Genomic DNA, 12,672 nt, shown 5'->3' with positions numbered 1-12,672 from the left:
TATTCTTGGAAAGGATTGATTGTACTATCTAAGTATCAATGTGAATCCAGTTTTATGCCCCCACCCAGCGCAGACATCAACAAGGCGAAGTTATCCAGTTGTTTGCTCGCCACTTGCGCCATCTGCTGCTGTTCGTTCAATAAGGTCAGCTGCGCGTTGATCACGTTCAGCGTGTCGGTCAGGCCGGCCTGGTAGGCGCGTTCCGCCAGTTGCTGCTGGCGCTTCGCCGACTCCAGCGCGCGCTGCGCCAATTGATCCTGCTGCCGGACCGATGCCATTTTTACCACCGCGTTGGCCACGTCCGACATGGCTTGTATCACGGTAGCGTTGTACTGTTCGACCGCACCATCGTAGATCGCGGTCTGGTTGCTCAACTGGCTGCGCAGGCGGCCGCCTTCAAACACCGGAAGGCTGATGGCCGGCGTGATGCCGCGCATTTGCGAGCCGGCTTCCAGAAAGTGGCCGAAGCCCAGCGACTGCATACCCACGAACGCCGCCAGATTGAGGTTCGGGTAAAAGTCCTTCTTCGCGCCTTCTATGCGCGCGCCGGCCGCTTCCACGCGCCAGCGTTGCGCCACGATGTCGGGGCGGCGTCCTACCAGTTCCGCCGGCAGGCTGGCCGGCACTGCATCATGCGCGCCTGCCTGTAAGGCCAGCATTGGCCGGGCGATCGTATCGCCGTCGCCCGGTCCCTTGCCGATCAGGGCCGCCAGCTGGTTGCGCAGCAGGGCTATGGTCTCGCCATATTGCTCATGCTCGCGCCGTCCGGCCGGCAGCGTTGTTTCAATGCTCGTCACCTCGATGTCGCTCGCCAGCCCGGCCGCCTTGCGGCGGCGAGTGATCTCGAGGATGCGCTGGCGCTGCGCCAGGTTGTCCGCCACGCTGTCCTGCAGCGCGTAGGCCAGCGACAGCTGGATGTAGCTGCGGACGATGGAAGTCTCCAGTGTCAGGCGCGCCATCTGCGATTCGGCGGCTGCCATGTGCACCTCATCCAGCGCGGCGGCCAGCGCATCGCGGTTGCGACCCCACAGATCCAGATCGTAGGAACCGGATAGCGTGGCCGTGTTCTTCCACGCGTAGTTCCCGGCGAGCGGTGCGGGGATCGTGCTGTGCGCCGAGTACAACTCGCGGTCGGCGCTGGCCGAGGCATCCACGCGCGGCAGCGTGGCGGCTTTCGCCACGCCGGCCAGGGCTTCGGCCTGGCGCACGCGGGCCAGCGTCGCGCGCAGCGAGGGATTGTCACTCAGCGCGGTGTTCACCAGCTGGTTCAGCTGCGCGTCGTGCAAGGCTTCCCACCAGTGCTCGTCCGGCCACGCCACGTTGGCGCTGGCGGCGCTGAGCGCCTTGCCGGGATGGAGCTCGGTGGACTTCAGCTGCACGGCTTGCGGCTGGACCTTGCCCATGTCCGCGCAAGCGGCCAGCAAGACCGTGGCGATGACGACGGTGGCGGACGCGCGCTTTTTCACGGGTGCTGCTGCTTACTTGACGATGTGCTTGCGGGTCTGGGCGACGTCGAAATCGGCTTCGGTTTCCAGCAGGGTGCCGTTCTTGCGGGCTTCGATGACTTCCGCCTGCACTTCGGCGCGGGTCTTGCCGACTGCTTGCACCTTGACCGATGCCAGCGCGCTGTTGGCCACGGTGTTCTGGGCGGCGGTGCTGGTGGCGGCTGCAGTGGCAGCGGCCGGGGTGGTGGCCGTGGTTTGCGCGAAGGCGTTGGTCACGGTGGTGGCGGTGGCGGCAATCGCGAAAGCGACGGTAGCGGCGGCGGTCAGCAGTTGTTTGGTAGTCGTGCTCATGTTGTTCTCCTTGGTTGATGGTTTAACTATATAGATGAACATTACATTTGTAAAGTAAAAAATTCCTATGAGCACGATAGCCTTTTGTGCGATAGCACACCGACGGGCGGACGATACGGTGATTGAATGGTTTTTTTGATAAGGAGGTAGTTATGGCCGACAGCACTTTGGATCCGGACAATATCCCGGCCGGCACGGACCGCAAGTTGGGCAGTGGCCACGACAAGCGCACGCTGGGGCCGAGCGACACCTCCGACAGCGGCAGCGATCTGGTGGGTGGGCCCGACAGCGAGCTCGATAGCGATACCGACGCCGAGGGCACCGGCGAAAGCGATGTGCCGTTGAAGCCGCAGCGCGAGGAGCGCCGCGACTGGGCGCGGACTTCTAACTAGCGGCGCTCATCACGTCGGCCAGCCAGTCGACAAATACGCGCACACGCGGCGACAACTGGCGCTGATGCGGGTACAGCACCGACACCGGCATCGGCTGCGGACGCCATTGCGCCAGCACTTCGATGAAGGCGCCGCTGCGCAGTTCTTGTTCGACGTGGTAGCGCGGCATCTGTACCAGCCCGAGGTCGTTGGCGCAGCAGGCCGCGTAGGCTTCAGCGCTGCCGACCGACACGCTGCCCGGCAGGTGGATGCTGCGCACGGCGCCGTCGACCAGAAAGTCGAAGGGAAACAGCTTGCCGGTGGCGGAAGAGAAGAAGTTCACCGCCTGATGGCCTTGCATGTGCAGGTCGTCCAGCGTGAGCGGGATGCCGTGCTGCCCGAAATACGCGGCGCTGGCGCAGGTTACCTGCTGAAGGCTGGCGACGCGGCGCGCCACCATGCTGGAGTCGCGCAGCTCACCGACGCGCAGCACGCAATCGACGCCGTCGCGCACCAGATCGACCAGGCGGTCGCCCATGCCGATTTCCAGTTCGATGCCGGGATAGCGCGTGAAGAATTCCTTCAGGCGTGGCAGCACGTAATGGCGCGAGAGCGTGCCTTGTAAATCCACGCGCAGCTTGCCGCGCGGGGCGGCGCCGCTGTTGCCGAAGCCGGCCTCGGTCTCCGCCACATCGGCGAGGATGCGCACGCAGCGTTCGTAGTAGGCCTGTCCATCCAGCGTGGTGCTGACGTGGCGCGTGGTCCGCTGCAGCAGGCGCACGCCGAGATGCGCTTCCAGCTGCTTGATGGTGTAGGTGGCCGTGGCGGCCGGGATCTGCATATCCTCCGCCGCCTTGCTGAAACTTCCCAACTCGACGATGCGGGTGAAAACGCGCATGGCATTGAAACGATCCATGCTTCCTAGCCGCGCCCCATTAAGGCGTGAACACGCCGGAGCGCCCGGCCCATCAGGCTGCGATGGACAAGGATGGGCGGCGGCACGTCTGGCGCTGGCGCTGCGGCTGGTCTGGTGTCGTCTGTGTGTTCAGGCGCGTCAGGCTGCCCTCCCATGCCGTGCCGGTACTGGGCGAAAAAGCCGGCGAGCTGGACTTCATCATAAGCGCAGACGATGTTGGAAAAGCGCAGGTGCAGGATATGGTGGTACATGACGGCGTAGCTCTCATCCAGCGAATGGAGGTTGAGATAGCCGTTGCCGTCCACCGCATACAGTAAAGGGAAGGTCGCGCGCAGCTGATCGAAGAACTCGGGCACCGAGGTACGCTGGAACGCGTTAAGGCACCAGTGGTTCAGCTCAAGCACCAATAGCGGCCGGAAGCGCGCCAGCGTCGCTTGGCCGCCGCGCAGCACATGGCCCTCGAAGCCTTCGACATCGATCTTGATAAAGTCCAGCGTGGTCAGGCCCAGCGCATCGACCGTGTCGTCAAGGGTGCGGATTTCGATGTGTTCGCTCAGATGATCGGCATTGGCTTTTTCGTGGTTCGACACGAACGCGCCGGAACGGTTGTTGGCGGCAAAGGTGATGGTGCTGCTGCCGGCTTCTGCGCCGATCCCGAAGTTATGCACCGTCACATTCGGCCCGGCATTGCGCGCCACGTTGGCCTGCAGATAGCGGAAGGTGGAAGGCGAGGGCTCAAACGCGTGCACTTGTTCGTACAGGCTGCTGAACAGGATCGCGGTGCAGCCGATGTTGGCGCCGATGTCCAGCACCACCCGCTTATTCCCGGCGAGACAGGTGAACAAGGCCACCATATGTGGTTCAAAATTGTTACCGATGTGGCTGAGGTAGTCGTCGTCCGAGCTCATGCTGCAAACGGTGCCGCCGATGTGTACCGCTGTTTCCCGTGTTTCCATTGCCACCCTACTCCTCATGGTTAGAAAAGCGTTGCAAATTGCATAATACACGATTTATAACGACAGGTAAGCTGGAATGAAAAAGCCCGGCCCCTGCGCGATGCAGGGGCCGGGCCTTCGGCGGTCTTGACGGTGCGTTTAAGCTGCCGGCTTCGCTCAGGCGAAGTTGGCGGCAGCGAAGTCCCAGTTGGCGAGCTTGAAGAAGGTCTCGATGAACTTAGGACGGGCGTTGCGGTAGTCGATGTAGTAAGCGTGTTCCCACAGGTCGATGGTGATCAGCGCTTTGGCATCGGTGGTCAGCGGGGTGGCGGCGTTCGAGGTGTTGACGATGTCCAGCGAACCGTCAGCCTTTTTCACCAGCCAGGTCCAGCTCGAACCGAAGTTGCCGACGGCCGACTTGGTGAACTCTTCCTTGAACTTGTCGAACGAGCCCCACTTGGCGTTGATGGCGTCGGCCAGCGCGCCGCTTGGTGCGCCTTTGCCGTTCGGGGTCAGGCTGTTCCAGAAGAAGGTGTGGTTCCAGATCTGGGCCGAGTTGTTGAAGATGCCGCCCGACGATTTCTTGATGATTTCTTCCAGCGACAGGGCTTCGAATTCGGTGCCCTTGATCAGGTTGTTCAGGTTGGTGACGTAGGTCTGGTGGTGCTTACCGTAGTGGTATTCCAGCGTTTCTTGCGAGATGTGCGGCGCCAGGGCGTCGATGGCGTATGGCAGGGCTGGCAGGGTATGTTCCATTGTTCTTCCTTTGTGTAGGTGTTAAAAATGTCGAAACGCCCACCATTGTAAAGCGGATGGGCGGCGATCGCTGAAAAGTCCGGCGTTTTGTGTGGGTTAGCCGAAGTTACCGGGCGCGGCGCGTGGTCTCGCGCACGATCAGCTCCAGCGGCGGCACCTCGCCGCGCGCTTCCTCGCCGTTGATGATGCGCAGCAGCGCCTGGGTGGCGATGCGGCCGATGTCGTACAGCGGCTGGCGGATGGTGGTCAGCGGCGGCGTGGTGTACGACGAGCCGGGCAGGTCATCGAAGCCGACCAGCGAGATATCGTCCGGCACCCGGATGCCCTTGCGGTACAAGGCCAGCCGCGCACCGTAGGCGCTCAGGTCATTGGCGGCGAACACGGCGGTGAACTGCTGGTGGGTGTCGAACAGGCGGTTCATGGCCAGCATGCCGCTGGCCTCGTGATAGTTACCCTCGACGATCAAGTTCTCGTCCACCGGCAGGCTGGCCTCCTGTAGCGCGCGCTTGTAGCCGGCCAGGCGCTCGTCGGCGTCGCTGTTGTTGGCCGGGCCGGAAATGAAGGCGATGTGGCGGTGGCCCAGCTCGATCAGGTGGTGCACGGCGAGATAGGCGCCGTATTCATTGTCCATCTTGAAGCCGAGCGCGGTGCGGGTTTGCAGTGCGCGGCCGGTGGAGACGATCGGTCGCTGGGTCGAGAAATTCAGTACCGTCTCGTCGGCCATGCGGCCCGACAGCAGGATGATGCCGTCGACCTTGCGCGCCAGCAGCAGGCGGATGCGGTCGGCTTCCTCGTCGGCGTTCCAGTGGCCGCTGACGATGACCGAGGCGAAGCCGGTGCCTTTCAGGCCGTCGTCCACGCCGCGCAGGGTTTCGTCGAAGAAGGGCGAGGAAATATCCTGCACCACGATGCCGATGGTCATCGAGCGGCCTTTTTTCAGGCCCTGCGCCATCTGGTTGGGCGCGAAGTTCATCTGCTCGATGGCTTTCAGCACGGCCTGGCGCTTGTCGTCGGAAACGCGGGCGGTGCCGTTCAGGATGCGGGAAACCGTACTGGGGGAGACTCCCGCCTGGCGTGCAACATCCATCAGGGTCGATGGGCCGGTGGAACGGGAACTGTCTGCCAAAGTATTTCCTTTATCAGTGTAGTTATGAAAACCTTTTCGTCCGAAGGTTACCATAAAACTCCAGGCGCATTGACTTTCTGGCGCTGCCGGTATTTAATAAACACGCGTTTGAAAACGTTTTCATGACATTGTATGTCATATAATACAAGCGCCAGCAAGAACGACAAGACAGATCGGAAAGAGACATGAAACGCGACGCTTTTTCGCACCTCGCGCACGGCCCGCGGATTCTGGCCGACATCGGCGGCACCAGTGCCAGCTTCGGGCTGGAGACGGCGCCCAATCAGATCGAGGCGGTGTGGGTCACCGAATGCCAGGCTTATCCGACCCTGGGGGCGGCGCTGGTGGCGTATTTGTCGCAGGCGGCGACGGTGGCGGCGGGCGGCTATCAGGCGCGCTTTGCCGGCATCGCCATCGCCAACCCAATCGACGGCGACTGGGTGACCATGACCAACCATCACTGGTCGTTCTCGATCGAGGCGGTGTGTTCGCAATTCAGTTTGAAATCGCTGGTGGTGGTGAACGACTTCACCGCGCTGGCCAGCGCCTTGCCCTACCTGGCGCCGGAGCACAAGCACCAGATCGGCGGCGGCATTGTTCGTACCGGCGCGACCATCGGGCTGGTGGGGGCGGATGCGGGGCTGGGCGTGTCGGCGCTGGTGCCGGCCGGCGACCGCTGGATCGCCATCGACAGCGAGGGCGGCCATGCTACCTTCGCGCCCATGAATGAGCGTGAGATCGATATCCTGCGCTATGCGCGGCGTTATCACGAGCACGTGTCGAGCGAGCGGCTGGTGTCGGGCATCGGCATGGCGCTGGTGTACCGCGCCCTGTGCGAGCGGGCGCGCGTTGAGCCGCAGAATTTGACGACGGCCGAGATCATGGAGCGCGGTGTGCATCGTCATGACCCGGTGTGTGAAGAGACCTTGCTGGCGTTCTGCGAAATGCTGGGCACCGTGGCCGGCAACGTCGCGCTGACGCTGGGCGCGAAAGGCGGCATCTACATCGGCGGCCGCACTGTGCTGAAGATGAGCGAGTTCTTCGAACGTTCAGGCTTCCGCGCGCGCTTCGAGCAGAAGGGGCGTTTCTCCGATTACCTGGCCCACATCCCTACCTACGTTATCACCGAGCAGAACCCGGTGCTGACCGGCATGTCCGCCATGCTCTCCGCCGCTTAATCGACGCTGTCGACGCTGTCGATGCCGATGCGGGCGCTGCCTTCGGCCAGGCGTACGGTGACGCTGCTGCGCGGCTTGAGTTGCGACGGCGCGCGCATGACCGCGCCCGCTTCATCCGTCACGATGGCATAGCCGCGCTCCAGCGTGCGCTGCGGATTCAATAACTCCAGTTGCGAGGCGAGGGCGGCCAGTGCGTCGCGGCGCTGGCTCAGTTGCGTGCTGACGCTGATCGCGGCCCGGTGCTGCAGACTCGCCAGCACCGAACGCGCGCCGCTCACTTCCGGCTTGCGCGCGCCGAGCCGACCGCTCAAGCGATCCAGCTGATGGCGCGCCTGCGTCAACGGCGCGCGGTTGGCGTGCGTCATGGCAGCCGCCATCGCGCGCAGCTTGTGACGCTGCTGATCGATCTGCGCGCTCGGGTTCAGCAAGCGGCGCGAGTAGCCGTCCAGCGCTTGTTCGCTATCGTTAAGCTTGCGACGCATGGCGCGGCGCAGGTCGACCACATCCGCCTTCAGCGAACCGATCCAGTCGGCACGCGGCGTAACGGCCAATTCCGCTGCTGCCGTCGGCGTCGCCGCGCGCAGGTCGGCGGCGAAATCGCAGATCGTGAAGTCGGTCTCGTGGCCTACGCCCGAAATTACCGGCATGCGGCAATTGGCTACGGCATACGCCACATCTTCTTCATTGAAGGACCACAAATCCTCGATGCTGCCGCCGCCCCGGCACACGATCAGCACATCGCACTCATTGCGCAGCGAGGCGGCATCGATGGCGGCGGCGATTTTCTCGCCGGCCAGCTGGCCCTGGACCGGAGTAGGGTAGAGCACCACCTGCACATGCGGCGCGCGCCGCTTGAGCGCGGTCAGCACGTCGCGCAGCGCCGCCGCCTGCGGGCTGGTGACGATGCCCACCGTGCGCGGGAACATCGGTAGCGCGCGCTTGCGCTCCGGATGGAACAGGCCGGCCGCATCGAGCTTCTCTTTCAAGCGCTGGAAGGCCTCGAACAGCGAGCCGACACCGGCGCGGCGTATCGCTTCCACATTGATCTGGTAATCCCCACGCGGCCCGTACAGCGTGACCAGCGCCCGCACTTCGACCTTGTCGCCCTCGCGCGGCACGAAGTTGGCGTATTGCGCGCGGCCCCGGAACATCACCGCCCGCACTTGCGCGCCATCGTCCTTGAGCGTGAAGTACCAATGCCCCGACGCCGCCCGCGTGAAGTTGGACACTTCACCCGAAATCCACGTCAGTGGAAAACTGCGCTCCAGCAGCCGCGAGACGGCCTGGTTCAGCGCGCTGACGGTGATGGCCGGCGCGGCGGCCGGGGCGGGGTCAATGTGTTCGTCGAAGTTCATAGGATTTCAAAAAATGAAACTATCCACACTATGTGGGTTTGGTCACACTGCGGTCACAGCGTAGTGTTTGCACTAGGTATTATAGGTAGGTCCATGATTTTAAAGGGTAAACATTTGTGCCGTATTTGCGTGCACTGAAGAAAAACCCTTACGGATCAAGTACTTTGCTCGTCCCGGCCACGGTTACGCACAAAGTTATCCACAAAAGATGTGTGAAACTTTAGTGAGCGATAGCCTTTTTCTTGTTGTTGTTTTTGTCATGCTTAAAATTTACGCACGGAAATTATATTGTGACAAATCAATGACTTAAGTGCTGCTGTGCACTGTTTCGCACACTTTTATCCACAGAATTTGTGCAAAACTCGGGACTTGCCCCCGAATGGTACTGGCTGGTGAATATCACCGGCCGCTGTTTTGGACAACGGCAAGTCCCCCTGGCTGCTCTTGAAATCGCCTGCTTTATTTTTGCGCATGGCAATAAATATATTACAAATCAATGACTTGAATAATCGAGCTGGGCCTTGCTAACAATCTTATCCACACAAAATGTGCAGAACTGCACAGTTGGAGGCGATAGTAGAAAGCGATCAGTCGCGTTCCGGCGCACGCCGGTGGATAAGCTGCTTTTCGCCCTGAAAAAGCGCCAAAACCTCTCGCTTGCCATGTTTTTACTCAAGGCAAAAAATCCCTTATAAATCAACGGTATTTCATGTTGTGGAAGTGCTTGCTAACAATCTTATCCACACGAAGTGTGCAGAAGTGCACAGCGTAGTTTGGCTACGCAAAAGCTGCCAGTTTTTTGCGCACGGAAAAAATATCCTTTTAAATCATTTGCTTAGGATGAGTTGGCCGCCTTGCGCACAATCTTGTCCACAGAAATTGGGCATAACTGAGATAAGTTCCCATTCAGCTGCGCGATTTTTGAGCGGTACAAGTATTCCCTTACAGATCAATAGTTTAGCGATGAAGGTCTGGCTTTGCTCACATTATTGTCCACAGAAAATGTTGAGAACTCCGCCAGACACTTGCCGACTGCGGCCCAACAAGATACATTGCGCCATTCGGTTGTTAATATTCAGGAGTTCGTTTTGCTCGCCATATTCCAAGCTGCTGGTTGGCCTATCTGGCTGTTGTTGATTGCGTCCATCGTCGCAACCGCCTTGATTATCGAACGCCTGATGTATCTGCGCCGCAGCAAGATCATCCCGAAAAAGCTGCTGGACGAGGTGGTGCAGGTCTACCGCAGCAACCACATCACGCCCGACATCATCGACAAGCTGGAAAAATCCTCGCCGCTGGGCATCGTGCTGTCGGCTGCGCTGCGCAACGTCGACGCGCCGCGCGAGGTGATGAAGGAGTCGATTGAAGAAGCGGGCAGCGGCGTGGCGCACACGCTGGAACGCTTCCTGACCACGCTGGGCACCATTGCCACCCTGGCTCCGCTGATGGGCCTGTTCGGCACGGTAGTCGGCATGATTGAGATTTTCGGTTCGCAGAACGCGGCCGGCTCCAATCCTGCGGCGCTGGCGCACGGTATTTCGGTGGCGCTGTACAACACCGGCTTCGGCCTGGCGATCGCGATGCCGACCCTGGTGTTCTACCGCCACTTCCGCGCGCTGGTCGATAGCTTCATCATCGACATGGAGCAGCAGGCGGTGAAGTTTGTCGATATCGTCCACAGCAAGCGCAAGTAACGCGAGAAACAAGGACGCGCCATGAATTTCCGCAAAGGCCAGCGCCGCGAGGATCCGGAGATCAACCTGATCCCGTTCATCGACGTGCTGCTGGTGATCCTGATCTTCCTGATGGTCAGCACCACCTACAGCAAGTTCACCGAGCTGCAGATCACGCTGCCGACCGCCGATGCGCAGAAGGCCACCGAGAAGCCGTTTGAGTTGAACGTGACGGTGGATGCCAAGGGCAACTACACCATCAACGGCGAACCGGTGTCGTTCCGCGACGTGGGCGGCTTTGCGCAGGCGTTGCGCGAGGCGGCGGGCAAGGGCGGCGAGGCCGGCAAGTCGCCGGTGGTGATCGTCAATGCCGACCAGTTCGCCATGCACCAGATGGTGATCAATGTGATGGAAGCCGCGCGTCTTGCCGGCTACGAGAAACTTACCTTTGCGGCGCAAACCGGTGGCGGCAAATAATTCGTCGGCGCTGGAATCCACACTGACGCGTAACTGGCTGCGGCGCGGACCGCTGGCTTGTGCGTTGTGGCCGCTTTCCCTGGTGTTCCGCGTGCTGAGCGGCGTGCGCCTGGCCTTGTTCCGCGCGGGCGTGCTGAAATCGTCGCGGTTGCCGGTGCCGGTGGTGGTGGTGGGGAATATCTACATCGGCGGCACGGGCAAGACGCCGTTGACGATCTGGCTGGTGCAGGCTTTGCAAGAGGCGGGCATGCGGCCGGGGGTGATTTCGCGTGGGTTTGGCAGCGCGGAAGAGGGCGCGCGCGAAGTGACCGCCGCCTCGACGCCGGCGCAGGTCGGCGACGAGCCGCTGCTCATCAAGCAGCGCACTGGGGCGCCGGTGATGGTGGGGCGGGATCGCGCCGCGACCGGCCGCGCCTTGCTGGTCGCGCATCCGGATGTGGATATCCTGTTGACCGACGACGGCCTGCAGCACTACAAGCTGCAACGCGATGTGGAAATCATCCTGTTCGATGGGCGCGGGGCGGGCAACGGCTGGCTGCTGCCGGCCGGGCCGCTGCGCGAGCCGGTGTCGCGCCGGCGTGATTTCACCGTGATCAACGCGCCTCAGCTGAGCGCCGGACTGGCGGCGGCGGTGGGCGCGGCGTCGCCGCTGCAGATGACGCTGGCCGGCGACGTCGCCGAACAACTGCGCGACCGCAGCCAGCGCCGCAGCCTCGCCGAGCTGGTGCAGCAGCAGGCTGCCGGTGCCGGCCCGCTGCGCATCGCCGCCGCCGCCGGTATCGGCAATCCTGCGCGCTTCTTCGGCATGCTGAAAGCGGCCGGACTGCGCATCACCGAACTGCCTCTACCCGATCATCACGACTTCCAGGACCGCCCATTTGCCGCCCTCGACGCCGACCTTATCTTGATGACCGAGAAGGATGCAGTAAAATGTGCGCAAATTGAAGAACTCAGCGACGATCCACGCCTGTGGGTCGTCCCGGTAACAGCGCGCATCGACCGCGCGCTGGCCGACCAAATTGTGGAGAAATGTCGTGGACGCTCGATTGCTTGATATCCTGGTATGCCCGGTCTGCAAAGGCCCGCTGGAGTACGATAAAAAGGCGCAGGAGATGATTTGCAAAGGCGATCGCCTGGCCTATCCTATCCGCGATGGCATCCCCATCATGTGGGCCGATGAAGCGCGCACCCTGCAGGACAAGGCGGACTGAATAGTGAGTTTCATCGTCATCATCCCGGCCCGCCTGGCCTCGACCCGGCTGCCGAACAAACCGCTGGCCGACCTCGGCGGCAAGCCGATGGTGGTGCGCGTCGCCGAACGCGCCCAGCTGTCGGGCGCCGCGCGCATCATCGTCGCCACCGATCACGAAGACATCCGCGCCGCCTGCGAACAGCACGGCGTGGAAGTGTGCATGACCCGCGCCGATCACCCGTCCGGCACCGACCGCATCGCCGAAGTGGCGCACACGCTGAACCTGCCGCTGGACGCCGTCATCGTCAACCTGCAGGGCGACGAACCGCTGATCGACCCGGCGCTGCTGCAAGCGGCTGCGTCCCGCATCGGCGCCGACGTGCCGATGTCGACCTGCGCCCACCCGCTGCACGACGCCGCCGACGCCTTCAACCCGAACGTGGTGAAAGTGGTGTTGGACAAGGCCGGCCGTGCCCTGTATTTCTCGCGCGCGACCATACCGTGGAACCGCGACGCCTTTGCGCAGTCCAAAGACAGCCTGCCTGCCGGCTATGTACCGCTCCGTCACATCGGGCTGTACGCCTATCGCAACGACTTCCTGCAGGCCTACCCGGCGCTCGCAGTGTCGCCGCTGGAATCGATCGAAGCGCTGGAGCAGTTGCGGGTACTGTGGCACGGCTATCCGATCGCCGTGCATGTGACTGACTCGGCCCCGGCCGCCGGCGTCGACACGCCGGAAGACCTGGAACGCGTGCGCAAACACTATTAACGGTATTAATCCAGTTTAAAAAGCGTCAGCCACAAGTCAGCAACTGCTGTTATAACGTCTGTAACTGTGCGATATTCATACGGAATATCAAGCAGAAATTGGCGTAAAGACTAAGTTTTGTGGTAAGT

General features: G+C 61.9%; 14 protein-coding genes. 7 read left to right on the top strand and 7 right to left on the bottom strand.

Features of this window, described 5'->3' with window-relative positions:
• Positions 1–35: 35 nt before the first annotated feature.
• Together BMZ70_RS18405 and BMZ70_RS28390 are read right to left on the bottom strand one after the other, a co-directional pair.
• Positions 36–1,466: an efflux transporter outer membrane subunit gene (locus BMZ70_RS18405; protein WP_229205495.1), complete on the bottom strand. Its 1,431-nt coding sequence runs from the start codon at positions 1,464–1,466 to the stop codon at positions 36–38.
• Positions 1,467–1,478: 12 nt separating this feature from the next.
• Complete coding sequence (locus tag BMZ70_RS28390) at positions 1,479–1,796, bottom strand: DUF4148 domain-containing protein (protein WP_092278106.1); 318 nt, start codon at positions 1,794–1,796, stop codon at positions 1,479–1,481.
• 152 nt (positions 1,797–1,948) lie between these two features.
• Between BMZ70_RS28390 and BMZ70_RS18395 the strand changes: the two genes are divergently transcribed.
• Complete coding sequence (locus tag BMZ70_RS18395; protein ID WP_092278104.1) at positions 1,949–2,188, top strand: hypothetical protein; 240 nt, start codon at positions 1,949–1,951, stop codon at positions 2,186–2,188.
• Here the strand turns inward: BMZ70_RS18395 and BMZ70_RS18390 are convergent.
• From BMZ70_RS18390 to BMZ70_RS18375, 4 genes are all read right to left on the bottom strand, one after another.
• The gene (locus tag BMZ70_RS18390) at positions 2,181–3,083 is read right to left on the bottom strand and encodes a LysR family transcriptional regulator (protein ID WP_092278102.1); all 903 of its coding nucleotides are present in this window, start codon (positions 3,081–3,083) and stop codon (positions 2,181–2,183) included. The two genes, BMZ70_RS18395 and BMZ70_RS18390, sit on opposite strands and share 8 nt — an antisense overlap.
• Positions 3,084–3,088: 5 nt before the next feature.
• On the bottom strand, positions 3,089–4,039 hold the full coding sequence (locus BMZ70_RS18385; RefSeq protein WP_165403616.1) for an FkbM family methyltransferase: 951 nt from the start codon (positions 4,037–4,039) through the stop codon (positions 3,089–3,091).
• A gap of 156 nt (positions 4,040–4,195) precedes the next feature.
• Complete coding sequence (gene sodB / locus BMZ70_RS18380) at positions 4,196–4,774, bottom strand: superoxide dismutase [Fe] (RefSeq protein ID WP_092278098.1); 579 nt, start codon at positions 4,772–4,774, stop codon at positions 4,196–4,198.
• Between the two features lie 106 nt (positions 4,775–4,880).
• Complete coding sequence (locus BMZ70_RS18375; RefSeq protein ID WP_373922521.1) at positions 4,881–5,900, bottom strand: LacI family DNA-binding transcriptional regulator; 1,020 nt, start codon at positions 5,898–5,900, stop codon at positions 4,881–4,883.
• A 185-nt stretch (positions 5,901–6,085) separates the two neighbouring features.
• Here BMZ70_RS18375 and BMZ70_RS18370 point away from each other — a divergent pair, with 185 nt between their 5' ends.
• Positions 6,086–7,078 (top strand): glucokinase, encoded by a 993-nt coding sequence (locus BMZ70_RS18370; protein ID WP_092278094.1) that lies wholly within the window; start codon positions 6,086–6,088, stop codon positions 7,076–7,078.
• On the opposite strand, the gene xseA is transcribed toward BMZ70_RS18370, so the two are convergent.
• Positions 7,075–8,433 carry an exodeoxyribonuclease VII large subunit gene (gene xseA, locus BMZ70_RS18365; protein WP_092278092.1) on the bottom strand — a complete coding sequence of 453 codons (1,359 nt, stop codon included), beginning with the start codon at positions 8,431–8,433 and terminating at the stop codon, positions 7,075–7,077. The genes BMZ70_RS18370 and xseA overlap by 4 nt on opposite strands.
• A 1,088-nt stretch (positions 8,434–9,521) precedes the next feature.
• Here xseA and BMZ70_RS18360 point away from each other — a divergent pair.
• Genes BMZ70_RS18360 through kdsB form a run of 5 tightly spaced genes read left to right on the top strand, consistent with a single transcriptional unit; the run spans position 9,522 to position 12,544 of the window.
• Positions 9,522–10,127, top strand: coding sequence for a MotA/TolQ/ExbB proton channel family protein (locus tag BMZ70_RS18360; RefSeq protein WP_092278090.1), 606 nt, complete (start codon positions 9,522–9,524; stop codon positions 10,125–10,127).
• 21 nt (positions 10,128–10,148) lie between these two features.
• Positions 10,149–10,583, top strand: coding sequence for an ExbD/TolR family protein (locus BMZ70_RS18355; protein WP_092278088.1), 435 nt, complete (start codon positions 10,149–10,151; stop codon positions 10,581–10,583).
• Entirely contained in the window at positions 10,570–11,637 is a 1,068-nt protein-coding gene (lpxK, locus tag BMZ70_RS18350; RefSeq protein WP_092278086.1) for a tetraacyldisaccharide 4'-kinase, read from the top strand. Before BMZ70_RS18355 ends, lpxK begins: the two co-directional genes overlap by 14 nt.
• Positions 11,618–11,794: a Trm112 family protein gene (locus tag BMZ70_RS18345; protein WP_081632595.1), complete on the top strand. Its 177-nt coding sequence runs from the start codon at positions 11,618–11,620 to the stop codon at positions 11,792–11,794. Before lpxK ends, BMZ70_RS18345 begins: the two co-directional genes overlap by 20 nt.
• Before the next feature lie 3 nt (positions 11,795–11,797).
• Positions 11,798–12,544 carry a 3-deoxy-manno-octulosonate cytidylyltransferase gene (gene kdsB / locus BMZ70_RS18340; RefSeq protein ID WP_092278084.1) on the top strand — a complete coding sequence of 249 codons (747 nt, stop codon included), beginning with the start codon at positions 11,798–11,800 and terminating at the stop codon, positions 12,542–12,544.
• Positions 12,545–12,672: the final 128 nt, after the last annotated feature.

Origin of the sequence: Duganella sp. CF402, from assembly GCF_900109645.1 — a bacterium.
In the GTDB taxonomy this organism is placed as follows: Bacteria; Pseudomonadota; Gammaproteobacteria; order Burkholderiales; family Burkholderiaceae_D; genus Rugamonas.
This window is presented reverse-complemented; position numbering and strand designations above follow the sequence as displayed.

What these genes read in the sequence shown, in the direction of transcription:
- BMZ70_RS18395 (WP_092278104.1), top strand. Translation starts at nt 1,949, where the DNA reads ATGGCCGACAGCACTTTGGATCCGGACAATATCCCGGCCGGCACGGAC.
- BMZ70_RS18390 (WP_092278102.1), bottom strand. Translation starts at nt 3,083, where the DNA reads ATGGATCGTTTCAATGCCATGCGCGTTTTCACCCGCATCGTCGAGTTG.
- BMZ70_RS18385 (WP_165403616.1), bottom strand. Translation starts at nt 4,039, where the DNA reads ATGGAAACACGGGAAACAGCGGTACACATCGGCGGCACCGTTTGCAGC.
- sodB (WP_092278098.1), bottom strand. Translation starts at nt 4,774, where the DNA reads ATGGAACATACCCTGCCAGCCCTGCCATACGCCATCGACGCCCTGGCG.
- BMZ70_RS28390 (WP_092278106.1), bottom strand. Translation starts at nt 1,796, where the DNA reads ATGAGCACGACTACCAAACAACTGCTGACCGCCGCCGCTACCGTCGCT.
- xseA (WP_092278092.1), bottom strand. Translation starts at nt 8,433, where the DNA reads ATGAACTTCGACGAACACATTGACCCCGCCCCGGCCGCCGCGCCGGCC.
- BMZ70_RS18355 (WP_092278088.1), top strand. Translation starts at nt 10,149, where the DNA reads ATGAATTTCCGCAAAGGCCAGCGCCGCGAGGATCCGGAGATCAACCTG.
- BMZ70_RS18370 (WP_092278094.1), top strand. Translation starts at nt 6,086, where the DNA reads ATGAAACGCGACGCTTTTTCGCACCTCGCGCACGGCCCGCGGATTCTG.